The sequence below is a fragment of the Pseudomonas grimontii genome, from assembly GCF_007858185.1.
In the GTDB taxonomy this organism is placed as follows: Bacteria; Pseudomonadota; Gammaproteobacteria; order Pseudomonadales; family Pseudomonadaceae; genus Aquipseudomonas; species Aquipseudomonas grimontii.
Genome location: NZ_VFES01000032.1, coordinates 34,947 through 58,991, shown reverse-complemented (window position 1 = coordinate 58,991; position 24,045 = coordinate 34,947). Strand labels below are relative to the sequence as shown.

The window sequence follows — 24,045 nt, the reverse complement described above, 5'->3', positions numbered from 1 at the left end:
GGTTGAGGTCGGCGCGGCAGTTGATCATGCGCTTTTCGTCAACGGCGACGCGGGCGGAGGCGCCTTCGAGTTCGGCGAGGCCTTCGGCGACGTCGAGTTTGTCGAGGGCAGCCTTGGCGCGCACGATAGCGGCGGAGTCACTGGCGGTGACGGCGCGGGCTTCGATGGCGGCAGCGGCGCCGGCACCGTCGAGGCGGTCCATGTTGGCTTCGCTGGCGTGGCCGGCGTTGGCGCCCTTGATCACTGCTGCACCGGTGTCCTCGTTGTCGACTTCATCCCAACTCAGCATTGAAATACTCCCTTCTGTTCTGTTCTGACGGCGTGTGAACCCGTCCAAAAAAATCTGATTTGCAGGCTGCCAGGCATTGAAATACTGCGCAGAGTGTGGTCGGTCAATACCGATACTGCACACTATGTAGTGGTCTGTTCTGTTTGTGGGCACACTATATGGTGTGTAACAGAACCGGTCAACGCACAAGAAGGGATCGAACGTCGCAGGGACGGCAGAACCGCCGCTGCGGTTCAGGACCCGCCCACGACCTTCAGTAACAGCGCTTCAAACACCCGCTGCACCCGCAGCTCATCACTGTGGGCCACGTTGAAACGCATCGAATCGCGATGGGCTGGGTCGTAGCCGAAGAGCGCGCCCGGTGCCAGTACCATGCTGTGTTTCAACGCTTCCTGGGCCAACAGCTCGCCGTTCACACCCGGTGGCAGGCGTGCCCAGATGAACATCCCGCCTTCATAGGCCATCGGCAACTCACACTCGCAGCGCCGCAGCCATTGCTCCACACGCCCGCCGGCCTCCATCAGGCGTTGGACCATGCGCTTGCGGTGCTTGGCGTAGCTGCCTTCGCTGAGCATGCGGTAGACGATCTGCTCGAACAGCTCCGAGGTCACGCCGCCGCTCATCAACTTCATATTGGTCAGGTTGGCAGCCAGTTGCGGCGCGGCCACCACGAAGCTGACCCGGGTGTTGGCGCTGAGGATCTTCGAGAAACCCGACAGGTAGGTGACCTGGTCCAGCCCGGCAACGGTGGCCAGGCGCGGCGGCGGGTTGGGGTGCAGGTCGCCGTAAAGATCGTCCTCGACGATATGGCAGTGGTACTGCTGGGTCAGTTGCAACAGGCGAAACGCTTGGCTGGGACTGAAGGAATGGCCGGTCGGGTTGTGCAGCACGCTGGTGGTCAGGTACAGGCTGGGGCGGTGTTCGGCCAGCAGCTGTTCGAGGGCGCTGAAATCGAAACCGTCGGGGCGGCGTTGGAGGGTCACCACCTTGACGCCGTGCAGGGCCAGGTTGGCGTGGAAGTTGAAATAGCACGGTGCGTCGAGCAGCACCGTGTCGCCGGGACGTGCGAGCAGGCGCATCAGCATGTCCAGGCCTTGCACGGTGTTGGGGGTGGTGATGATCTGTTCCACCGGCACCGACAGGCCTTCGCCGTGCAGCTTGTGTTGCAGTGCCTGGCGCAGTGGCAATAACCCGGCCGGAGTGCCCAGCCCGGCGATGCGCAACGACGGCGCGCGCACCACGCCGCGCATGGCCTGGCGGATGGTCTCGGTGTTCAGCCATGCTTCCGGCAGGTGGCCGCTGCCGGGGCGCAACTCGCCACCGGCGGTGACCAGCGGGCGACGCAGGACGCTGAGCAGATCCTGGGGCAGCAGGTCGACCCACGCCACCGAGGCCGGGCGCGCGCTGTCCATCGCCACAAAGTAGCCACGCCCCTGGCTGGAGGTCAGCAGGTTGCGCCCGCGCAGGCGGTCGAGGGCTTCGTTGAGGGTGAACTTGCTGACGCCCAGGGTCTGGGTCAACTCTCGCACCGACGGCAACTTGCTGCCGGGTGCCCATTCGCCGCTCTCGATGCGCTGGCTGAACGTCTCGACGATCTGCTGCACCTTGGGTGTGCCGTCCACGAACGCGATGGCGGATACAAACATAAACCGTCCTTGTGTTTGCCGGTGCTTTTACCGGTGAAGTTCGGCCGGATTAGGCCTGACTTTACCTGCCTTGTGCAACGTCGCTTGCCTAGACTGCAGGCCTTCTCACCCTAGGTCCAAGGCCATGACCAGCGCATTGACGCTCTCTTCGTTTATCTACTTCCTGCTGTTTTGCGCCACCATGACCTTCAGCCCCGGCCCCATGACCCTGCTGCTGTTGAGCCTGGGCCTGAAGGATGGCTTGCGCAGTTCGATCCCGGCGCAGATCGGCGCCAGTGTGTCGTACCTGATTTCGATCCTGGTCTTTGCCGTGGGCTTTTCGGAACTGATCAAGGGCAACCTCGCCATCACTCAGGGCATCCAGATTGTCGGCGTGGCCTACATCCTCTACCTGGCCTACAAGCAGTGGACCAGCAACGGCGTTGCCATAGACCAGGCTGCTGGCGTAGAGGGCGCACGCCGCTTGTTCGGCAAGGGTTTGCTGACCGGGTTCTCCAACCCCAAGACCCTCATCATGTTCAGCGCCGTGTTCCCACAGTTCGCCGGGGCAGGGGAGCACAGTTCGGCGGCGGATATCGCCATCCTCGGGGCGACCTTCTTGGTGCTGCAATTTGCCAGCGGTTGCCTGTATTGCTACTTCGGCCAGCGCATCAGGCTCGTGCTGGAAAACCCCGAGCGCCGTGTGCTGTTGCAGCGGATCACGGCGGTGCTGTTGCTGGGTGTGGCGTGGATGCTGGCCCGGGGCTTTTCCCACTAAGCGTTTTGGATGGTTTTTTGCCTGGGAGGTGAGCTTATGAGTGGTGGTGGCTAATTGCTGGCGCCCTGATAGACTCCAGGCATTCATCCAGGATTACAGCCGTCCATGCCAGCCGCCGGAGGAAAAGGACTTCCGCTCGCTACCCGTTTGTATAAATCCCGCACCTTAGGGCTGACGCTCGGTTTTGTGTGCGTGGTGTTTGGCATGTACCCGCTGGATCCACCCCCGTGGGTGTGGGCCTGGATGGTCATCAACGCGTTCGTCTGGCCGGTCGTGGCCTTTCAGCTCTCGTTGCGTACCGCCAATGCGTTGCGCAGCGAGCGCCGCAACCTGCTGTTCGATTCGTTTTGCGGCGGTTTCTGGGTCGCTGCCATGCACTTCAACCCGCTGCCCGGTGTGACGACGCTGTCGATGATGACCATGAACAACGTGGCCATCGGCGGTCCGCGTTTCATGCTGGCGGGTTGGGTGGCGCAGGCGGTCGGCATCGGCACCTCGCTGTTGATATTCACCCCAGCCTTTATCGCCACGACCACCCCGATCCAGCTCTATGCCTGCCTGCCGATTCTGACGCTGTATCCGCTGGCGCTGGGCTGGATCTGTTACCGCCAGGCGGTGACCCTGGCCCGGCATAAACGCGAATTACTGGCGCTGAGCCGCACCGACAGCTTGACCGACTTGCTCAACCATGGCGCCTGGAAAGACCACCTGGAGATCGAGTTCCAACGCTGCCGCCGCGAACAGCAAGGGGCCGCGATTGCGTTGATCGACATCGACCATTTCAAGCTCATCAATGACACCTATGGCCACGTCACCGGCGACATCGTGCTGCGTCAGCTCAGCAAAGTGCTGCGCCAGAACCTGCGGGCCACCGACCTGGCCGGACGCTATGGCGGTGATGAATTCTGCGTGATCCTGCCGGGCATGTCGCTCAACCGCGCGACCGAAGTGATGGATGCGTTGCGCGATCGCTTCAACGCGTTGGCGTACGCCCAGGACGCTTCATTGCGCGCCAGCTTGAGTATCGGCCTGGCGCCGTATCAACCGGAGCACGCCGATTCCACCACGTGGCTCAACGATGCAGACCTGGCGCTGTATGAAGCCAAGAGCAGCGGGCGCAACCGGGTCAGTTCGGTGCAAGGCACTTGGTTGCGGTCGGTCTAGTGGGGTAGGGTGAGGCGGCACCCCAACAAACAACAAGGATCGGTTCATGCCCTTCACCTTCCCGCGTACCCTCCTGGCCGCCACGCTGGCCTTGTCCTTCGCACTCCCGGCCTACAGCGCCGAACCCCACAAGCAGATCCAGGCGGACGCCGAGCAGTACAAGGCCCCGGCCCTGAAACTGCTGGAGCGCCTGGTGAATATCGACTCGGGTTCCGGCTACGGGCCAGGCCTGACCCAGGTCAGTGATATCGCCGTCGATGAACTCAAACAGCTGGGCTTCACCATTGAACGGGTGCCGGATGCCGCCGCCAACAGCAGCCATGTGATCGCCGCCCTCAAGGGCAGCGGCAAGGCCAAAATCCTGCTGATGGCCCACATGGACACCGTGTTCAAGGAAGGCTCGGCGGCCGAACGACCGTTTCACATCAAGGACGGCCGCGCCTATGGTCCCGGCGTGATGGATGACAAAGGTGGCATCGTCGCCGGCATCTACGCGCTCAAAGTCCTGAAAAACCAGGGCTTCAAGGACTACGCACAGATTACCTTCCTGCTCGATGCCAGCGAAGAAACCGGTTCCGACATCGCCTCTGAACTGATCCGCAACACCGCCAAGGCCCACGACGTCACGCTGAACCTCGAACCCGGCCGCCCGGCCGACGGCCTGGTGGTGTGGCGCAAAGGCAGTGCCACCGCGGTGGTCGAAGTCAAAGGCAAAGCCGCCCACGCCGGCGTCGCCCCGGAGCTGGGGCGCAACGCCGCCATGGAAGCCGCGCACCAGATTCTGCAACTGGGCAAACTCGGTGATGAAGAAAAGAAAACCACGATTAACTTCACCGTGATCAAGGCGGGCGACCGCACCAACGTCATCCCCGACCAAGCCACCGCCAAGGCCGACGTGCGCGCGGCGTTGCCGGAAGAGTTTGATCGGATCGAGAAAGACTTGGTGCGGGTCTCCGCCAACAAGCTGATCCCGGAAGCCGAAGTGACCACCACCTTGAAACGCGGTCTGCCGCCCATGCCGCAGACGCCGGAGTCGGACAAACTGGTGGCGATTGCCCAAGGGATTTATGGGGAGCTGGGTAAAAAATTGACCATTGAAGGCAGCGGCGGGGCGGCGGATGCCAGTTTGTCAGCCGGTGTGGGCACGCCGACGTTGGATGGGTTTGGGATAGTGGGGGGGAATATTCATACGCCGGAGGAGTATGCGGAGGTGGAGAGCGTCGCGCCGCGGATCTACCTGCTGAGTCGGATGATTATGGAACTGAGTAAACGCTGATCCGCCTGTGAGGCTCACCCATTCAACTTGGCTGAGCCTTCATTCCTTGTGGCGAGCAGGCTTGCCCTGCGTTGGACTGCGCAGCAGGCCCAAACCTAAACCCACCGATCTACCTGAATAATCGCATCGCCCTGACGGGGGCCGTGGTTTTATTGTGGGGAGGTATATAGGTCGAAATTATATTCTTTGTTTGTTGTTTATATAGAGATGGATGTCTTCAATGCTTGTCTTGTCGAATCGGTTTTTGATTGTTTCTAAAATGTTTTTACTCTCGGTATTGGTGTGATAGATGAATTGAGCTGCGGCGTGTGTATCGGATTCGTAAAACCTACATAACAATATATCTGATTGAGACTCCAAGAATGTGCTGATTTTTTCGGGCGTAATACTATTTTCAAATATTGTCATTTTGGACCAGAGTTCGGCTATATCACTTTCTGTTTTTTGGATTATTAAGATGACGTCGTGCGAGCCTTCAAAACTCTGGTTCTTTATTTCTTTCGGATTGCCAGGGAGGTTTTTGATTGTCGAGTAAATATTGCTTTTTTCATTTTTTTTAAATAAATCTCCGTTACGAAGCGTTTTTTGCTGCATTTTTTTAAATAAGTACTCTTCGGTTTTTGAGTTGAAGTCGGCCGTAAGTGCTGAGTGCCACTCTCTTTTAATTGACCATTTGTCTGATAGCTGCTCCATCACCTCACACCATGATTTCCAAACATTGTTGAAATCATGACTTAACAGTGTCGTAGTGGTGAATCTCCCATCATTTGTTAGGTGTACGCTTTCCCATGGCCTTACTCCCAGCTCATTTATGTATACAGTTGCCATTTTTTTCTTTTGAAATAAGTGGGTGAGTCATCGCCAATTATCGAAAGGGAGTTTGATGTCATACGCGGTATTTTTGGTATTGAAATGTGGGCCATGATTGCCTTCTGTATGTCCTAGTAAATGCTCATGGATTTTAATAGTGCGATTTTTTCAAGCTGAAAACGAACATGGTTTTTGAATTGAGTAAACTATACGGTCCTTCAGGGCGGTTTGTCTTTTTAGAACTCCGGCCCAGAGGATGTACCCGCCGGGCGGCAGCGCTTTGAAAGCTTCGTCTATTTGATCCTCAATGGGGTTTATCTGTGTAGCCCTACAATTTATGTGCTTTCATGGCTAATGTCTCGTGGGTTTGAAGTGCCTGAGTTGATTGGCGAAAGTTGTACTATTTATTTGAAATAATAATCGTCTGGCCCGTTTATGTAAACGTTAGGGGTGCTAAGTGAAATGAATTTAGCTCTGAATTCTATCGATGCACTGTCGCTGGTTGCTTTGAATTTTAAATGGTTATTTTGTTTTTCTATTGTTACAAAAAATTCTTCACGAATAGGGATATTTTGTATTTTTAGATCTTCGATTTCATTACAGGTTATACCTATTCTGCAGGTGTTGTAGCCTTTGTTTTTCCATTTTTCAGGAAGATTATCTGGAAATTCGGGTATGTCGAATCCCAACCCAATACAGGGCTGGTCATTTTCTATCCTTACAGAAAAAAGAGCAATTTTACCAATTTTTACAGGAACACTAAAAATCTTACTAAAAAATATGCTTCCCTCTAATTCGTTCCAGTTTTTCATTTTTATTTCCTAAATGGGTAGTGTTTCTTTGTCTCTGGAAGATACCCTTTTCGAGGCTTCTCGATGGGGCGCAAGTTGAAGTGTGATGAATGGTCTCCGACGCCATCTATACTGCCGAATTTGTGGCCGGCCGAGTGATCTTGGATAAGAATTTTTGAACCGTCTGATCGTGTAAATTGATAAACTCTTGTATTAATCGCTCTGCCGGTGTCATCTAAAACTGTTCTCTCGTTTCTGTCCGTCATTTTTTCAGTCGTGTATTGTTTAGCCTTTCCAGTTTCTGGATCTACGACGATATCAGGGCTCTGTACCATGGGTATATTGGCATCTCTTTTGGCCTCTCTGAACGCACCTTTGCGAGAAATATCAGGGGCGTCCGGTTCATACGGTATTTTACAAGCGAGCTGTTTTCTTCCTTTTGGCGGACAGTTGGCGTTCAATCCTAGAGGATCTATCCACCCCGTAGGATTGGGCACGTACTGGTACGCATTGATCCCACCCGCCAACTTCACCGGGTCCGGCGTCAGGTAGCGACCAATATCCGGATTGTAGTAGCGATGGCGGTTGTAGTGCAGCCCGCTTTCCTGATCGAAGTACTGACCCTGAAACCGTAGCGGGTTGTCGATTTTGCCTTTGTCGAGTCGGCTGATCTGGCCGTAGGCGCGGTAGTGAGCGGACCAGACGATTTCGCCCTCGGGGTCGGTCAGTTCCTGCGGTGTGCCGAGGTGGTCGAGTTGGTAGTGGAAAGCTTTGGTGTCTTGTGGCCCAAAGCCTTCCAACAGAACCAGCGGGCGAAAGCTATCCGGTTCGTAGAGATAGCTGCGATGGCTATCCGCATGGTGCTCTGCAATCAGCTTGTCGCCTTGCCAGAAAAACTCCGTCGTTATGCCGTCCACGGTTTTGCTGATGCGCCGCCCAAACGGGTCGTAGCGATAGCTGGCGGTTTGGCCATTGGGCTGCGTAATGCCGATCAGACGGTGTTGGCAGTCGTAGCGGTATTCGGTAATGAGTTGATGGCGTTTGCCCCGTCGTTCGCGGATCAGGTTGCCGAAGGCGTCATAGTCGTAGTGACGGTCGCCCTGGATCATCAGGCGGTTGCCGGCGACGATGTCGGGGCCGGGGCGGTCGTGCATGAGCAGGTTGCCGGCGGGGGTGTGGCCGAAGTGTTCCTGCAGGTCTTGGGAGTGGTCGACGCGGGTGAGGCGGCCTAGTGGGTCGTAGTGGTAGTGGTGTTCGCCTTTGCGGGTGTCGAGCAGGCGGGTGAGGTTGCCGGTTTTGTCGTAGTTGTATTGACGTTGGTAGAGATGGTCTTGTTGCTGGGTGATCGCGTGGGCGTGCAGGCGGTGCTGGTCGTCGTAATGGTAGTGGCTGAGGAGGTGGCCTTGTTGGCGTTGGTGTTCTTGACCGGCTTTGAACAGATGGGAGGTCAGTGGTGCGCCGTTTAACTCGACGCTGGCGAGGTGGCCGCCTTTGGCGTGGTTGAAGATGACGCGGTTGTTGTCGGGTAGGCGCAGGGTTTGAAGCTGGCCGCAGGCGTCGTAGCCGTAGCGCAAGCTGCCCCAGCCCTGGTGCTCGGCGGTGAGGCGGTTTTGTGGGTCGTATTCGTAGGCCAGCGCCCAGTGGCCGTTGTCGACGCTGAGGAGGTTGCCCTGACGGTCGTAGGCATATTCAACAACGCTGGCGTCGGGCAGCGTTTTTCGTACGAGGCGGCCGGCGTGGTCTCGCTCATAACGAGTAACGAGCTGACTGCCATCGTCGCCGTATTCGGTCTTTTCCAGCAGATTGCCGTTGAGGTCGTAGGCATAAGCCGTACGCTGCCCGTCAAACCCAACCTCCTGCTGTATCAGGCCGTTGGTGTGGTAATCAAGTCGGTAGGACTCGCCGACCTCGTTTTCGATCTCGGTCAGCAATAACCGAACGTTGTCGTAGCGGTAGTTGACCTGAGTGCCATCTGCATTAATGCGCCGGCTGATCAGGTGCAAACCGTCGGCATATTCGTAACGGGTGACATGCCCCAGTTCGTCGCGTTCGGCGGTGATTTTTCCGTAGGGGTTGTAGCTGTATTCCCGACACGCCCCACCGGGCAGCACCACGCGAACCAACCGACCCACGCTGTCCCACTGATACTGGGTCAGCGCCCCATGTTCATCCTCACGGGCAATCTGCCGGCCAAGATCGTCATAGCGGTAACGCTTGATCCCGCCATTGGGTAGTTGTTCCTCTATGAGCTGCCCACGATCATTCCACACCAGCCGCTGACAACTGTGATCGGGGTACCAAACCCCAACCAGTTGCCCGTATTTGTCGTAGCTGTAGTCGGTGACATGACCATCGGGATCGGTCTTGCGGATGACATCGCCCTGGTCATTGCGCTCATATTTCCAGACCGCCAGGCCCCGCCTTACAACCCGTACGAAGCCATTGTCATGCTCGTAGGTTGTTGGCTCATCATCCCCGGGAAACAACGTCACCAAGCGTCCGGCGTCGTCGTACTGATACGCCGTCACCGCCCCCAGCGGATCCTGCTCGACCGTCAGCCGCCCCTTGTCGTCATAGGATTTGAAATGCGAAGCACCGTCCGGATCAATCCGCTGCACCAGCCGCGCCCGGTCGTCATGGACATACACTTCCTGGCTGCCATCGGCGTTGTGCACCGTGACACGGCCGTCGTCCCCCCAGGCATACCGCGTATCCATCTGGGAAAAACTGGCCCAATGCCGGACACATCGCGCCGCTTTGCCGGACCGTTCCCACGCCCAAAAGAAACTCGCCCCACCGGCCAGCCCACGCTCAAGAATCACGTGCTGATCGTCGTAGCGATAAACCTCGCTTTCGCCTATCACATTGGTCGCCGAGACCAGCCGGCCAGCGTCGTCGTAGGCGTAGGAAACGACGTTCTGCTCAGTGACCCAAACGTAGGGTTCACGTCCCTTAGCCCGCTGAACCTGGTAGTCCACCGCCACGATGCGGGCCGACGCATAGCGCAGGAACAGCGCACAACCCGCCCCGTTATCCAGCCGCTCAATGCGCCCCAGAAAATCCCGAGAAATTCGCAGCCGGTTGTCGTACGCATCACTGATCGAGACCAGCACACCGTCGCGAAAGTGATAAAACCGCGACGCCTGGGCCAGCACCAACTCGTCCGGCAAAGAACCCAAATAGATCGCCGCTTCGGCCAAACTATTGGTGATTGCAGGTCGAGCAACAGTCGGCATCGGGAACGAAGTCATGCGATTCTCATGGTCCGTCCACACCACCGAATCGCCCGACACCGTAAGCCGATGCGCCAGCGAATGACTCCAACCAAACCCCAACCCGCCATCCACTTCCACCGCACTGGTGCGATATAACCGCGTCCACTCGAACGGCAAGATCCCATCCAACGTGCCATCGGTCAGGGTCAGCAATTCCTCCCCAGTAACCATCGACACCGGGCAGCCGTTGGTGACGGTCTTATCCGAAGAAGCCGCCGCATCCCCATTCGGGTTCCTGCCCGAAACCGGAACATCATCGACAAGCTCCTGCCTGACCAACACCGTCTGCTGGGTCTTCCTGCGAACCGCCGGCACCGGGTTCGAAACCACATGCTCACCAGCCTTCAACGGCACATCCGGGATGGTCTTGATCGACGTCGCCGGGCTACCTAGCAGAACCGGTTTGGCAAGCTCGGCATGCTCATCCAGGCGAGATTTTCCGAACTGTCCAGCCATGTGCTCCAACCATCGGCGCGCACGTTGAGACTTGATGCTGCCCAGCACTTTCGTACTCATTCGCACCGCTATGCCCATCCCGGCAGTGGCAAGACACAGCAACAAATTGATCAATACTTCGGCGCTGATTTCCCCGAGCAATTCGTTCATATACGGCGATGGCAACAGGCGCATCCAGCTGACCATTGCCGACAGATAGATGAACAGCAGCGGCTCGTCGCTGAGCACCAACAAGCCCTTGGCGAGGGTGTCGGCGCCGAGGCTCAGCAGCTTTTCAAGTTCGTCCCGAGACAGGTAATGCAGCAGTTGTTCGGCATAAGCCAACGGGTCGCCAAGCCACTGAAACAGCTGCTTGATGTTGTCCCAGAGCGAGTAAAGCGCTTCGCCGAAGCCGCGCGCGTAGGCTTGATGCAGGGAGAGGTAGCGCTTGGGGAAGCGGGCTTCGGAGTAACCCTTCCATAACGGTTCGAAGGTGGTCTCCCATTCACTGCGCAACCAACCGTCCAGCGGGGCAATAACCGACTGATAAGAGGCGTACAGCGCTTTGAAATGGTCTTTGGAGACGTTGGGGTAGAAGCTGACTCGGTACTGCTGGTTGCGATCACATTCCTTGATTTCAAGAATGCCGCTGGGTCCGATGGTTTTATGGAGGGGCTCGCCCAGGGGACCGCCGTTTGAATCGATGCGTTGCACCATCACGGGCGTATTGCCAATGGGCACGAACCGCGCGCTCTGGAACATGTGCACCAGGGTCAACGTGCCGTTTGCCTGGCACGTTGCGGTCGTGCTGCTGGGAATGAGGGAGCGGTTGATCGGCGCGACAAGCGCCACTTCATCCCCGACTTTGAAGACCTGTTCGATATCCAGCGCCGAGAAGCTGAAAAAGCTCTCCGCCCAGGCGTCGTAGGTATTGAGGCAGCGCTTGAAGTCGCTGAGGACGGATTCGACGTCTCGCGTCTTTGAATCCATGGCGGCCAGCACCAGGTAGCCAATGGCCTGGCTGCTCACCTCGATCATAAAACCGCCCCTTCAGCCGGGGCTTTAACGAAAACAACCATCTGCAATCCCTCGCACTGTGTATTCAGGCGAGGGACTTTGCAGAGGTTTTCAGGACAGGGGAGTAGCGCTTATCCGGCCGTTACGTGGGATGTTTCGACAGCCTTTGTCTTCTCCCGGCCCAACACAAGGCTGCACAGCGCGGGCAAGAACAACAGCGTCAACACCGTGCCCACCAGCACGCCGCCAATCAGCACAAACGCCAGGGACGACCAGAACACCGACAACGTCAGCGGAATAAACGCCAGCGCCGCCGCCAGTGCGGTCAATATCACCGGCCGCGCGCGCCGCACCGTGGCTTCGACGATCGCCGCGTGGATCGCCATGCCATGCTCCTGGTTCTGGCGGATCTGGTCGGTAAAGATCAGCGTGTTGCGCATCAGGATCCCGCCGATCCCGATCAGGCCCAGGATCGCGTTGAGCCCGAACGGCTGGTTGAACAGCAGCAAGGTCGGCACCGCGCCAATCAAGCCCAGCGGCGCGGTGGCGAAGACCATGAACATCACGCCGAAGGAGCGCACCTGGAACATGATCACCGTGAGGGTCAGCAGGATCATGATCGGGAACAGCGCCGCCAGCGCCACGTTGGCCTTGGCGCTTTCTTCCACCGGGCCGCCGATCTCTATCCGGTAACCGGCCGGTAGCTTGGCGATCAGCGGTTGCAGGTCTTTGTACACGGCCATTTCCACGTCGGGCGGTTGCACGCCGTCGATGATGTCGGCGCGCACTTCCACGGTGCTTGCGCGGTTGCGGCGCTTGAGGATCGGTTCTTCCATCACCGCCTGGAACTGCCCGACCTGGGCCAGCGGCACCGACGTGCCGGCGCTGTTGGTCAGGGTCATATTGTTGAGATTACCGAGGTTCTCGCGCTGGCTGCCCTGGGAGCGGGCAACCACGGACACGGTGCGGTTGCCCTCACGCACTTCGGTGATCGGGTTGCCGCTGAGCAAGGCGTTGAGCTGGGATTTGACCTCGTTGGGGGTAAAACCCAGCAGGCGCAGGCGGTCTTGATCCAGCACCAGGCGATAACCGCTGGTGCGCTCGCCCCAATCGAGAAAGGCGTCCTTGGTCAGCGTGTTGGCGGCGACGACCTTACGCACGTCCTCGGAGACACCGCGCAACACCTCCACATTCGGGCCGGATACGCGGAACACCACGGGGAAGGGCACAGGCGGGCCGAACAGCAGTTGTGTCACCCGTACCCGCGCCGCTGGAAACTCACCGGCCGCAATTCGTTCACGCATGCGCAGCTTCAACGCATCGCGCGCATGGGAGTCCGGGGTTTGGACGATCAGCTTGGCAAACGCCGGGTCCGGCATTTCGGGGTTCAGCGACAGGAAAAACCGAGGCGCGCCGCCGCCCACATAGGTGTCGACCATGCTCGTCTGTGGTTCTTGCAGCAGCGCCTTTTCCAACTGCGCTGCTACCGCCTCGGTGCTCTTGAAGGCACTGCCGGGAGGCATATACACCTCAAGAATCAGCTCGGAGCGGTCGGAGTTGGGGAAGAACTGTTTCTTCACCACGGCCATGCCCAATACGCACAGTACAAAGGCCGCGATAACCAATCCGGTCACCAGCCAACGCCTGCGCACGCAGGCTTCAACCAGGCTGCGCAGCTTCTGGTAATAGCGCCCGGCATAAATCGCGTCGTGACCGCCGGGCACCGGTTTGATCTGCGGCAGCAACTTCACACCCAGGTACGGCGTGAACACCACCGCCACCAGCCAGGACGAGATCAGTGCAAAGCCGACGATCCAGAAGATATTGCCGGCGTATTCCCCTGCACCGGACCGCGCAAATCCCACCGGCAGAAAGCCGATGATCGTCACCAGCGTACCGGTGAGCATCGGCGCCGCCGTGGAGCTCCAGGCGAAGGTGGCGGCATGAATCCGGTCGAACCCTTCCTCCAGTTTCACCACCATCATTTCAATCGCGATGATTGCGTCATCCACCAGCAGGCCCAGGGAAATGATCAGTGCACCCAGGGTGATGCGGTCGAACTCACGCCCGGTGAGCAGCATGATCACAAACACCACCGACAAGGTCAGCGGCACCGCAGCCGCCACCACCAGGCCGACGCGAAAGCCCAATGCCAACAGGCTGATGAGCATGACCACCGCCAGGGCGACGAAGAATTTCAGCATGAATTCATTCACCGCCAGGCTGATGTTTTTCGCCTGGTCGGAGACTTTGGCGAAGTTCACGCCCAAGGGCAGGTCCGCCTGGATCCGGGCTTCCTGGGCCTTGAGGCTTTTGTCCAGTTCCAGACCGTTCCAGTGCTTTTCCATGATCACGCCGAGCATCAGCGCCGGGTCGCCCTGGTGGCGGATACGGTAGCTCGGCGGGTCTTCATAACCGCGGCTGACGCTGGCCACATCGGCAATGCGCAGCACGCGACCGTTGACTTCCAGCGGCACGTTTTCGATCAGCGCGAGGCTGTCGAAGGCACCGTCCACACGGATATAAGCGCGAGCCCCTGCGGTTTCGACAAAACCTGACGGGGCCACGGCGTTCTGTGCGGCGAGGGCGGCGAAGATCTGGTCCGGCTTGATTCCCAGGGTCGCCAGGCGCTCATAGGAGAATTCGACAAAAATCCGCTGTGCCTGCTCGCCGAGGATATTGACCTTCTTCACCCCCGGTAGGTTGAGCAGGCCCTGGCGCAACTCCTCGGCCATCTGCACCTGTTGCCGATGGGGCAAGTGCTCGGCTTCCAGGGCGTACAGGGCGAAGTACACATCGGAATATTCATCGTTGAACAACGGCCCGATCACACCCTTGGGCAGTTTCGCCGCTTCATCGCTGAGTTTTTTGCGCGTCTGGTAGAACAGGTCCTGGATTTCACTGGGGCGAGTGGACTCCTTGTAGGTCATGCGCATCGACACAAAGCCCGGCTGGGCGATGGTCTCGACGCGGTCGTAGTAGTCCAGTTCCTGCAAGCGCTTCTCCAGGCGGTCGGCCACTTGCTCCTGCATTTCCTGGGCGGTAGCGCCGGGCCAGGCGGCGGTAATGGTCATGACCTTGACGGTAAACGACGGGTCTTCGGCGCGCCCCAGCTTGCCGAACGAGAAGATCCCGGCGGCTAGGATCGCAATGATCAAAAAAAGCGTGACTGCGCGGTGCTTGACCGCCAGTTCCGAGAGGTTGATGCCGCGCATGCTCATTGGTCCTGTTTGCGGTTGAGGGCCAGTACCTGGGCGGGCAACAGGCGCACCGCATCGCCGCTGTGCAACAGGTGCGCGCCGAGGGCCACGACGACCTGGCCGGGATTGACGCCACTGTCGAGCAGGGCGTCCTCCTGGCCGAGGCTGGCAACTGACACCTGGGCGAAGCTGACCTTGTCATCCGCGCCGATCAACCACACGCCGGTGCCTTGTCCGGCATCGTGCAACGCACCGATGGGCACGCGGGTTTGTTGCGCCTGGCCGTTGCCTTGCAGGCGCACGGTGATGGTCGAACCGAGGGCGAAACGCTCGACACCGCCGTGCAGCACATACCGGGCGCGGTAGGTGCGGGTGGTGGGGTCGGCACTGGCAGAGAGTTCGCGCAAGGTGGCCGTTACCGCCTGGTCGGGGGCGCCGAAGGAGAAGGCCAGGGCTTTTTGTGCGGCCTGGTCGCGCTGGTTTTCCGGCAGGTTGACGATGGCTTCGCGGGCGCCGTCATGGGCCAGGCGGGCGACGATTTGCCCTTCGGCGACCACTTGGCCGCGATCCACCCGCACGTCGGTGACGATGCCGTCGCCGTCGGCCTTGAGCACGGAGTAGGTGCGGCGGTTCTCGATCTGGCTGGCGTCGGATTGCGCCGCGGCCAGCTCGGCCTCGGCCACGCGCAAGTTGGTCGCCGACTGATCGAAAATCTGCCGTGACACGGCACCGGTATTGGCCAGGCGCTGGTAGCGGTTTTCATCGTCGCGGCGTTGGCGCAGTTGTGCCTGGGCGGCGTTGACGCGGTTTTTCGCCGAGCGCAGGGCCAGCTCGAAGTCGCCTATATCCAGCACCAACAGGGTGTCGCCACGGGAGACATGCTGGCCGGGGTCGACCTTGCGTTCGATGACCTTGCCGCTGACCCGGAAGCCCAGGTCGCTTTCCGTACGCGCTGCCACCACGCCGGTGTAGGCGCTTTGCTGAGTGCCGGCGGCCTCGACTTTGGTCGCGAGTACCGGACGTGGTTGGGGCACTTGGGCGGCGGTGTCGGCCTGGCTGTTGCAGCCACTGAGGATGATCAACAGGGCCAGGGGCGTGAGAAGACGCGAGGGGAGAGGGTGCATGTCGGGCTCCGGGGGTAACCATTGGGCCAAAAATTATGGACATAATTTTTTACGCATATTATGGTCGAAATATAAATAAATCCAGCCCCGGAAAATCCCCATGTCGAACGCCCCGGCCCCATCGCGACGCTTATTGTTTTTACTCGTGGCTCTGACGGCACTGGGTGAAGTCTCGACCCAATTGATCATCCCAGGCTTGGGTGTGATCGAGCATGCATTGCTGGCTCCGCCGGGTTCGGCGCTGATGGCACTGTCGGCGTTTGTCGCCGCCTTTGGCCTGGGGCAACTGGCGTTCGGCCCGCTGTCGGACCGTATCGGCCGCCGCCCGGTGCTGATCGGCGGGTTGCTGTTGTATGTGCTGGCGACGCTGTCGATGTTGCTGGTCCACGACATCCACCAATTCATCGCCGCCCGCGTGCTGCAAGGCCTCGGTGCCTGCGCCGCATTGGTATTGGCGCGGACTGTGGTGCGTGACGTGTGGAAGGCCGAAGCGGGGCCGGCGCTGGCGCTGACCATGATCGGCATGCTCTATGCCATCGTCGTTGCCCCGATGGTCGGCGGCCTGCTGATCAAGCTGCTGGGCTGGCAGGCGCCGATCCTGCTGGCACTGGTGATTGGCAGTGTGGTGTTGCTGCTGGCGCTGCTGTTCTTTCGCGAGAGCAACCACGCCCTCGACCCCAAGGCGGGCCACTGGCGCACCCTCGGCGGGCAATACCTGGATTTGCTCAAGGGCCGCCAGTACCGCGCGTTCGCCGTGGCGCTGGCGTGCACCTATGGCGCCATGTTCGCGGTGATCGCCGGTTCCTCGGCGGTGTTCATCCACCTGTTGGGCCTGAGCAGCCTGGAGTACGGCATCAATTTTGGCGTGATCGTGTCAATGCTGATCATTGGTTCCACCTACGCCCGGCGCAACATCCTGCGCCTGGGGCCGCAACGGATTGTGGCGATGGGCGTGACGCTGGTGGCCATTGGCGGGATTGCCGCGCTGGTGATTTATGCGCTGTTTGGCCTGTCGGTACTGGGCCTGGATATTCCGATTGCGCTGGCGACCCTCGGCGGTGGCCTGGTATTGCCCGGGTCTGTGACCGGCGGGGTAATGCCCAACGCTCACCGCGCCGGTTTGGCGGCGGGCTTGATGGGCTTTGCGCAGATGTTCGGCGCGACTTGCAGTGGCCTGTTGCTGAGCCATCTGCGCGACGGCAGTGCCACGCCGATGATCATCATCCAGGCGTGTTTTGCCGTGACGGCCTTCGTGGCCTTCCATCTGCTGCGTGAGCGCCGTACTGCCGAGGTCGCGGCGGCTTGAGTTGTCACACTTTGTCCAAGTTATTCGGGGCTGGATGATTACGATTCTCTTTTGAGTCTAATCCGAAGGTCTTCGCCCATGCTGCCTGCTTTTCGTTTCTCGCCCCTGGCCCTGCTGGTTGCCGCCAGTCTTCATGCCCACGCGGATGAGCCTGTTGCACTGGAACTCAATGATGTAGTGGTGACCGCATCCGGTTTTGCACAAAGCGTGGAAGACGCGCCGGCCTCGGTCACCGTGATCGATGGCGAGCAATTGCGCCGCAAGTCCTACCGTGACCTCGGTGACGCGGTTAAAGACGTGGAAGGCGTGACGGTCAACGGCGGCGCGAATGAAACCGACATCTCCATCCGTGGCATGCCGGCCGACTACACCCTGATCATGGTCGACGGAAAACGCCAGAGCGCGCGGGAATCGCGGGTCAACGGCAACAGTGGCTACGAACAGAGCTTTGTGCCACCCGCCGCGGCCATCGAGCGTATCGAAGTGGTGCGCGGGCCGATGTCGTCGCTGTACGGCTCGGATGCTATCGGCGGGGTGATCAACGTGATCACACGCAAGGTCTCACCGACTTGGGGCGGCTCCATCGGGTATGACTACTCGGCGCGTCAGCACAGCGACCAGGGCAATGCACGCCAGACCCAGTTCTACCTCAGCGGCCCGCTCAAGGAAGATTTCCTCGGTTTGCAGGTGTGGGGCCGCTACCTGGACCGCCAAGCCGATGACGACATCGAGCAGACCAATGGCTTCAGCAAGGCCGACCACCGCGACCTCACCGCGCGCCTCGCCTTCACCCCGACCCTCGACCACGACATCCTGTTGGAAGCCGGCGCCACGCGCTTGAAAAATGGCGACGGCATGAGCGCCAACTGGGCCAGCCGCGAGCAGGAAAACAACCGCGATCACTGGTCGCTGTCGTATCAGGGCCGCTGGGGCTGGGCCACCTCGGACATCGCCCTGTCCCAGGAAACCTCTACCCGCGAAGGCAAGGCGACGCCGGCGCAAACCGACATCTACGGGCGCAAACCCGAGATCAAGAACACCGTGTTCGACGCCAAGCTGGTGGTGCCCACCACCCGCAACGTCAGCACCGTGGGCGTGCAATGGAATAAAAGCGAGCTGACCGACTGGAACCAGGGCCTCGGTGACCGCGTCGACTATAAATTCTCGGTCGTGCAAAAAGCCCTGTTCGCGGAAAACGAATGGTCGATGACCGACAGCTTCGCGCTGACCACCGGCCTGCGCCTGGATGAACACGAAGAGTACGGCGCCCACGTCAGCCCGCGGGTCTACGGCGTGTGGCGCGCCACTGAGCAGTGGACGTTCAAGGGTGGTGTTGCACGTGGCTTTAAGGCCCCTGAGTTGCGTGCGGTGGTTGAGGATTATGCCTACCTGCGCCGCAACCGCTTCGTGATGTTCGGTAACCCGGACCTCAAGCCCGAGACCAGCACCAACTATGAAGTCTCGGCGCTGTGGAGCAACCGCGACAACCTGTCCGGCGGCGTGACGCTGTTCTACAACGACTTCCAGGACAAGCTCTCTACCGTCACCACCGACCGGCGCTGGAACGGCTACACCGTCATGGAGCGGGTCAACGTCGACAAGGCGATCATCCAGGGCGTTGAGCTCAACGGCCAGTGGGACATCAACCCCAGCGTGCTGCTCAAGGCCAACTACACCTACACCGACTCCGAACAGAAAAGCGGCGCCAACAAAGGCGCGCCCCTGGCCCTCACCCCTGAGCAAAAAGCCAATCTGCGCACCGAATGGACCCTCAACGATCGCACCCAGGCCTGGGCCTCGCTGAGCTACTACGGCGAGGAAACCGGCAACACCCTTACCACCGACGAACCGGCGCCGGGCTACACCACCGCCGACCTGGGCGGCTCCTACGACGTGAACGATTCGTTGACCCTCAACGCCTCCCTCAACAACCTCACCGACAAGCGCCTGGACGATGAAACCTACGGCACGGTGAACTACGGCCGCACCCTGTGGATGGGCGCCACGCTCAACTTCTGAAGCGCTGCGGGCAATCGCACCACCGCGCACAAGCCGGCCGGTGGGCGATTTTCCAGCACCAGCTCACCGCCATGGGCCTGGATGCACGACCGTGCGATCGCCAGGCCCAACCCCACGCCGCCGTCACTGACACCCCGTTGCACGAAGGGCTCGAAGACTTTGCTCAACCACGCTTCGGGCAAGCCCTGGCCGTGGTCGAGAATCTCGATGCGCAGCCAGCCGTTGTCCTCGCGGACCAGGCGCAGGTCGGCATCACCGGCGTGGCGCAGGGCGTTGTCGATCAGGTTGGTCAGTGCACGCTTGAGCGCCAGCGGGCGGCAGGTCAGCAGCAACGGTGGTGCGCCGGCCCAGGTGACGGGCTGTCGCAGGCGTTGGTAACGCTTGGCCAGGTCATCCAGCAGATCGCTCAACGACAGCGTGGCAGTCGCTTCCTGCACCGCGTCGTCGCGCACGAAATTCAGGGTTTCACGCACCATCGCGCTCAGTTCGGCGAGGCTTTCGAGCATGTCATCGCGGGCTGCGCCGGACTCCAGCAATTCCACCTGCAGGCGCAGTTCGGTGATCGGCGTGTTCAAGTCATGACTGACCGCTGCGAGCATCCGCGTGCGGCCTTCGACATGCCGGGCAAGATTGGCCTGCATGGTGTTGAAGGCGGCAGTGAGGTCGCGGGCTTCCTGTGGGCCGGTTTCCGGCAGCGGCGCGATCCATTCACCCCGGCTGACGCGCTCGGTGGCCTGGGCCAGGGTCTTGATCGGGCGCACCACGCGGGCAATGAAAAACATCACGATCAGCAGCACCGGCAGGGTGGTTACAGGCAGGCTGTAGGCCAGGACGCGGCCCCATTCATAGGCGCCGGCGGGGTATTGCACGGCATTCAGGTAGCTACCGTTGGGCAGCGGCACGCTGCTGCGCAGGCGCAACGGCGCCCAGCCGGCGGGGCTGAACACATGGGTGCGGGCGTCGGCGCCGCTGATGCGTTCCAACTGCATGCCAATGGCGGCAGTGTTATCCAGCTGTAATTGGTCGCGCAGCTCGTTGGTCAGGCGCTGTTCTTCCGGGCGCTGTGCAAACGGCGCCACCTCCGGCGTGGGGCCGATCCAGAAGCGCGTGTCTTCGGTGCTCATGCCGGCCAGCAGGTGCGCGGTTTCACTCGGGGTCAGGTCGATTGCCGTGTGATGCGCAATCCCCAGGCGTTCCAGGCTGAAACTGCGCGACAGCGGGTGGATCAGGCTGCCGGTGCGTTGCAAAAACAACATCGCAATCGCGTTCGACGCCAGCAAGGCCAGCAGCAACAACAGGCTCAACTGCCGTGCCAAGGTGCGCGGCCACAGCCGGCTCAAGGGGTGCATTCGCTGACCTCGGCCGCCAATAGATAGCCGCCGCCCCAGATGGTGCGCAACAGTTCCGGGGAGGCATCGCCCTGGGCCAGCTTGCGGCGCAGGCGGCTGACTTGCCGGTCGATGGCGCGGTCGCTGACATCGCTGTCGGTGGCGGCGGTGAGGTCGATCAGGCGTTCGCGAGGCAGTAGGGTGTTGGGGTGGACGAGGAACACCTGCAACAGCCGGCTTTCGGCAGTGCTGAGCTGGATGGCCGGGCTGCCCTCGCGGCGCAAGGTGGCGCTGGTCACGCTGAAGTGCCAGCCGGCAAACTGATAGGCCCGTGCGCCAGTGCTAGGCGCGGTGGGGCCGGTCGCGCGGCCCTGACGGCGCAGCACGCTGTTGATACGCGCCACCAGCTCCCGGGGTTCGAACGGCTTGGTGACGTAATCGTCGGCACCCAGGTCCAGGCCGCGCACGCGGTCGGCGGCGGTGTCGCGGGCGGTCAGCAGGATCACCGGGGTGTTGCTGCGCCGATGCAACTGGTTGCATAACTCAAAGCCATCGCCATCCGGCAACAGCACGTCGAGCACCACCACATCGAACGCCTGGGTCTTGAGCAATTGCCACATGCCGGCCGCGTCTTCAGCGGTGCGCACCTCAAAGGTGTGGCGCCGCAGGTACGTGGCCAAGGGTTCGCGAATCTTGCGGTGGTCATCCACCACCAGTACGCGCGGTGCGACAGGCGCAGGGGCAAACGGCATTGCAGCCCTCGAGGGTTGAGCGGGAGAGGGCGGATATTACTACGAGTCATTATCATTAACGCTGTTTTTGTGCGGATGCGGCGGTATACCGTCCTGTCAGTAGGACGATCCAGGTTGTTTTTACCGTCTAGCGCCAAATTGCTGCGAGTTTTAAGGTGTATGCACTTTGGAGGACTACCATGAAAAAACTCATCGGCATCTACACCAGCCCTCGCGCCCATTGGGTCGGCGACGGCTTCCCCGTGCGTACGCTGTTTTCCTACGACTCGATGGGCAAGCACATCAGCCCATTCCTGCTCCTGGACCACGCCGGCCCGGCCGATTTTACCCCGACAGACCAACGTCGCGGTGTTGGCCAGCACCCCCATCGCGGTTTTGAAACCGTGACCATCGTCTACGACGGCGAAGTCGAACACCGCGACTCCACCGGCGCCGGCGGTACCATCGGCCCGGGTGACGTGCAATGGATGACCGCCGCCAAGGGCATCCTCCACGAGGAATTCCACTCCGAAGCCTTCGCCCGCAGCGGCGGCGTGATGGAGATGGTGCAACTGTGGGTTAACCTGCCCGCCAAGGACAAAATGGCCGACGCGGGTTACCAGACCATCGTCGACGGCGATATTCCCGTGTTGCCCTTGGCCAACGACGCCGGCCACCTGCGCCTGATCGCCGGTGAATTCGCCGGCACCCAGGGCCCGGCCCGTACGTTCACCCCGATTGACGTGTGGGACCTGCGCCTCAACGCCGGCAAGCCCGTCACCCTGGACCTGCACGCCGGACGCAACACCGCCCTGGTGATCCTGCGCGGCACGGTGCTGGTCAACGGCGAAGAAGTCGCACGCCAAGGCCAACTGGCGTTGTTCGAACGCGATGGCCGCCAACTCACCCTGGAGTCCAACGACGACGCCAAGGTGCTGCTGCTCAGTGGCGAACCGATTGACGAACCTATCGTTGGGCATGGACCGTTTGTGATGAATACCGAGCAGGAGATTCACCAGGCGTTTGCGGATTTCCAATCGGGTAAGTTTGGGCGGATGGACGCTTGACGGTTCACCCTAAAAACCTGTGGGGGCAGGTTTTATGTGATGAGCTGAGTTGTTATGGCAGCCGACTTTTTGTGACGAGCGGGCTTGCTGTGGCGAGCGGGCTTGCCCCGCGTTGGGCTGCGCAGCAGCCCCAATAAGCTCGACGCGGTTTTCCAGACATTCCGAAGCGGATGGTTTCAGGGCCGCTTCGCGCCCCAACGCGGGGCAAGCCCGCTCGCCACAACAAGCCCGTTCACCACAACAAGCCTGTTCACTACCATTGCGCAGCACGACATTTTGTTTGCGCAATCTCTATTTCATGCGATCTTCCCGTCATTCGCCCTGGAGTCGCCTGGATGCCCTCATTTATCGCTGATCACCCGATGCTGTGCGCCGTGGCGCTGATTTTTATCGACATCGCCGTGTGGCGCCTGATCTCTGCCAACCTGGCCAATTGGAAGCTGGCCGCGCGGTTGGCGATCTTCGCGGTGTTCAGTGCCGTGCTGTTCAACGACGGCATGAACCCCATGCAACTCGCGCCTTACACTGACAACACCGCGTTGCACCTGGCCGCCACGGCCTTGCAGATCGGCTGGTGGTTGTTTGCCGCGCGCACGCTGACGGTGTTGCTGGGTGCGGTGATGATGCAGCGGGTTGGCCACACCGGGCGGTTGTTGCAGGACTTGATGGGCGCGGTGATTTTCCTGATCGCGATCATCGCCGCCATGGCCTACGTGCTCGACCTGCCGGTCAAGGGCGTGCTGGCCACCTCCGGCGCAGTGGCGATCATCGTCGGCCTGGCGTTGCAAAGTACCCTGAGCGATGTGTTTTCCGGGATCGTCCTCAACACCACCAAGCCTTATCAGATCGATGACTGGATCTCCATCGATGGCACCGAAGGGCGGGTCACCGACATCGACTGGCGCGCCACGCGCCTGCAAACCTCCCAGGGCAGCCTGGCGGTGATCCCCAACTCCCTGGCGGCCAAGGCCAAGATCATCAACTTCTCGCGCCCGGCGGATATGTTCGGCCTGGCGGTCAGCCTGCAGGTCAGCCCCCATGCACGCCCGCAAACCGTGATCGAAGCGTTGGAGCGCGCGATGCAGGGTTGCCGGCCGTTATTGGCCAAACCTGCGCCAAGCGTGGCATTCAAGACCTCCGCCAGTGGCGGCGTGGAGTATGAAATCAGCGGGTTCGTGCCGGCCATGGCCCTCAAACGCGAGGTGCGCAACCAGCTCTATGACCTGGCGTTCCGGCACCTGCAAGCGGCGGGCGTGGGCGTGCTGTCCGCGACCGAAAGCAGCGCGCCACCGGCCATGTCCGCCGCGCGGGCGTTGCTGGAGCGTTCGTCGATTTTCTCCACCTTGCGCCAGGAAGAGAAAGACACCTTCAGCCAGAACATGACCCTGCACACCTACCGCGCCGGCGCGATGATCCTACCGGCGGGGGAGGTCAGCGATCATTTGTTTATCGTCGAGTCGGGTGTGGTCTCGGTGATGTTGACCAAGGGCGGCCATGTATTCGAAGCAGGGCGCATGGGGCCGGGAGAAGTGATTGGCGAGGCCGGGATCTTGTCCGATCAGGCGGCGCTCGCGGACTTTTCCGCCAAGACGTTTTGCACGCTGTATCGCATCGAGAATGAATACCTGAAACCCTGCCTGGACGCACGTCACGACATCGGCGAGGCAATGAAGGCGCTGTTGGATTTCCGCCTGCACGCCGCCCAGGTCCTGACCCAGGAGGCGCCGGTGGTGCCGGTCAAGAAGGGCTTTTTGCAGTGGTTGCGCAAGCGCGGTTTGTGAGGGGCGAGGGTCTGAAAGTGCTGTACTCG

Annotated in this window: 15 protein-coding genes and 1 pseudogene; 7 read left to right on the top strand and 9 right to left on the bottom strand. The window is 60.4% G+C overall.

Annotated features, from left to right (window positions below):
- A pseudogene (locus FIV39_RS30455) lies at positions 1–289 on the bottom strand (ribonucleotide-diphosphate reductase subunit beta); the annotation flags it as partial.
- A gap of 233 nt (positions 290–522) precedes the next feature.
- Positions 523–1,935, bottom strand: coding sequence for an aminotransferase-like domain-containing protein (locus tag FIV39_RS30450; protein ID WP_090404985.1), 1,413 nt, complete (start codon positions 1,933–1,935; stop codon positions 523–525).
- Between the two features lie 124 nt (positions 1,936–2,059).
- Here FIV39_RS30450 and FIV39_RS30445 point away from each other — a divergent pair, with 124 nt between their 5' ends.
- The 3 genes from FIV39_RS30445 (at position 2,060) to FIV39_RS30435 (ending at position 5,132) form a co-directional block, all read left to right on the top strand.
- The gene (locus FIV39_RS30445) at positions 2,060–2,692 is read left to right on the top strand and encodes a LysE family translocator (protein ID WP_090404983.1); all 633 of its coding nucleotides are present in this window, start codon (positions 2,060–2,062) and stop codon (positions 2,690–2,692) included.
- Positions 2,693–2,797: 105 nt separating this feature from the next.
- Complete coding sequence (locus FIV39_RS30440) at positions 2,798–3,856, top strand: diguanylate cyclase (protein WP_090404980.1); 1,059 nt, start codon at positions 2,798–2,800, stop codon at positions 3,854–3,856.
- A 46-nt stretch (positions 3,857–3,902) separates the two neighbouring features.
- Positions 3,903–5,132 (top strand): M20/M25/M40 family metallo-hydrolase, encoded by a 1,230-nt coding sequence (locus FIV39_RS30435; RefSeq protein WP_090404977.1) that lies wholly within the window; start codon positions 3,903–3,905, stop codon positions 5,130–5,132.
- A gap of 177 nt (positions 5,133–5,309) precedes the next feature.
- Here FIV39_RS30435 and FIV39_RS30430 read toward each other — a convergent pair whose 3' ends face one another.
- The 5 genes from FIV39_RS30430 to FIV39_RS30410 form a co-directional block, all read right to left on the bottom strand.
- Positions 5,310–5,960 carry a hypothetical protein gene (locus FIV39_RS30430; RefSeq protein WP_143513881.1) on the bottom strand — a complete coding sequence of 217 codons (651 nt, stop codon included), beginning with the start codon at positions 5,958–5,960 and terminating at the stop codon, positions 5,310–5,312.
- 386 nt (positions 5,961–6,346) lie between these two features.
- Entirely contained in the window at positions 6,347–6,754 is a 408-nt protein-coding gene (locus FIV39_RS30425; protein WP_090404971.1) for an Imm50 family immunity protein, read from the bottom strand.
- A gap of 2 nt (positions 6,755–6,756) precedes the next feature.
- Positions 6,757–11,481, bottom strand: coding sequence for an RHS repeat-associated core domain-containing protein (locus FIV39_RS30420; protein WP_090404968.1), 4,725 nt, complete (start codon positions 11,479–11,481; stop codon positions 6,757–6,759).
- Between the two features lie 110 nt (positions 11,482–11,591).
- On the bottom strand, positions 11,592–14,675 hold the full coding sequence (locus FIV39_RS30415) for an efflux RND transporter permease subunit (RefSeq protein WP_146371680.1): 3,084 nt from the start codon (positions 14,673–14,675) through the stop codon (positions 11,592–11,594).
- A gap of 2 nt (positions 14,676–14,677) precedes the next feature.
- Entirely contained in the window at positions 14,678–15,784 is a 1,107-nt protein-coding gene (locus FIV39_RS30410; protein WP_090404962.1) for an efflux RND transporter periplasmic adaptor subunit, read from the bottom strand.
- Positions 15,785–15,884: 100 nt separating this feature from the next.
- Here FIV39_RS30410 and FIV39_RS30405 point away from each other — a divergent pair, with 100 nt between their 5' ends.
- Together FIV39_RS30405 and FIV39_RS30400 are read left to right on the top strand one after the other, a co-directional pair.
- Complete coding sequence (locus FIV39_RS30405) at positions 15,885–17,090, top strand: multidrug effflux MFS transporter (protein ID WP_090404958.1); 1,206 nt, start codon at positions 15,885–15,887, stop codon at positions 17,088–17,090.
- A 78-nt stretch (positions 17,091–17,168) separates the two neighbouring features.
- Positions 17,169–19,109, top strand: a complete 1,941-nt coding sequence (locus FIV39_RS30400) for a TonB-dependent receptor domain-containing protein (RefSeq protein WP_090404954.1) — start codon at positions 17,169–17,171, stop codon at positions 19,107–19,109.
- On the opposite strand, the gene FIV39_RS30395 is transcribed toward FIV39_RS30400, so the two are convergent.
- The gene (locus tag FIV39_RS30395) at positions 19,067–20,425 is read right to left on the bottom strand and encodes an ATP-binding protein (protein WP_167361151.1); all 1,359 of its coding nucleotides are present in this window, start codon (positions 20,423–20,425) and stop codon (positions 19,067–19,069) included. The genes FIV39_RS30400 and FIV39_RS30395 overlap by 43 nt on opposite strands.
- 20 nt (positions 20,426–20,445) lie before the next feature.
- On the bottom strand, positions 20,446–21,189 hold the full coding sequence (locus FIV39_RS30390) for a response regulator transcription factor (RefSeq protein WP_146371678.1): 744 nt from the start codon (positions 21,187–21,189) through the stop codon (positions 20,446–20,448).
- Positions 21,190–21,368: 179 nt separating this feature from the next.
- On the opposite strand from FIV39_RS30390, the gene FIV39_RS30385 reads away from it, so the two are divergent.
- Positions 21,369–22,235 carry a pirin family protein gene (locus FIV39_RS30385; RefSeq protein ID WP_090404944.1) on the top strand — a complete coding sequence of 289 codons (867 nt, stop codon included), beginning with the start codon at positions 21,369–21,371 and terminating at the stop codon, positions 22,233–22,235.
- Positions 22,236–22,570: 335 nt separating this feature from the next.
- The gene (locus tag FIV39_RS30380; RefSeq protein WP_090404942.1) at positions 22,571–24,016 is read left to right on the top strand and encodes a mechanosensitive ion channel family protein; all 1,446 of its coding nucleotides are present in this window, start codon (positions 22,571–22,573) and stop codon (positions 24,014–24,016) included.
- Positions 24,017–24,045: the final 29 nt, after the last annotated feature.

Excerpts from the sequence above, each read along its gene's own strand:
- FIV39_RS30385 (WP_090404944.1), top strand. The coding sequence starts at position 21,369 with ATGAAAAAACTCATCGGCATCTACACCAGCCCTCGCGCCCATTGGGTC.
- FIV39_RS30440 (WP_090404980.1), top strand. The coding sequence starts at position 2,798 with ATGCCAGCCGCCGGAGGAAAAGGACTTCCGCTCGCTACCCGTTTGTAT.
- FIV39_RS30430 (WP_143513881.1), bottom strand. The coding sequence starts at position 5,960 with ATGGCAACTGTATACATAAATGAGCTGGGAGTAAGGCCATGGGAAAGC.
- FIV39_RS30415 (WP_146371680.1), bottom strand. The coding sequence starts at position 14,675 with ATGCGCGGCATCAACCTCTCGGAACTGGCGGTCAAGCACCGCGCAGTC.
- FIV39_RS30435 (WP_090404977.1), top strand. The coding sequence starts at position 3,903 with ATGCCCTTCACCTTCCCGCGTACCCTCCTGGCCGCCACGCTGGCCTTG.
- FIV39_RS30445 (WP_090404983.1), top strand. The coding sequence starts at position 2,060 with ATGACCAGCGCATTGACGCTCTCTTCGTTTATCTACTTCCTGCTGTTT.
- FIV39_RS30405 (WP_090404958.1), top strand. The coding sequence starts at position 15,885 with ATGTCGAACGCCCCGGCCCCATCGCGACGCTTATTGTTTTTACTCGTG.
- FIV39_RS30380 (WP_090404942.1), top strand. The coding sequence starts at position 22,571 with ATGCCCTCATTTATCGCTGATCACCCGATGCTGTGCGCCGTGGCGCTG.
- FIV39_RS30400 (WP_090404954.1), top strand. The coding sequence starts at position 17,169 with ATGCTGCCTGCTTTTCGTTTCTCGCCCCTGGCCCTGCTGGTTGCCGCC.
- FIV39_RS30420 (WP_090404968.1), bottom strand. The coding sequence starts at position 11,481 with ATGATCGAGGTGAGCAGCCAGGCCATTGGCTACCTGGTGCTGGCCGCC.
- FIV39_RS30410 (WP_090404962.1), bottom strand. The coding sequence starts at position 15,784 with ATGCACCCTCTCCCCTCGCGTCTTCTCACGCCCCTGGCCCTGTTGATC.
- FIV39_RS30390 (WP_146371678.1), bottom strand. The coding sequence starts at position 21,189 with ATGCCGTTTGCCCCTGCGCCTGTCGCACCGCGCGTACTGGTGGTGGAT.
- FIV39_RS30450 (WP_090404985.1), bottom strand. The coding sequence starts at position 1,935 with ATGTTTGTATCCGCCATCGCGTTCGTGGACGGCACACCCAAGGTGCAG.
- FIV39_RS30425 (WP_090404971.1), bottom strand. The coding sequence starts at position 6,754 with ATGAAAAACTGGAACGAATTAGAGGGAAGCATATTTTTTAGTAAGATT.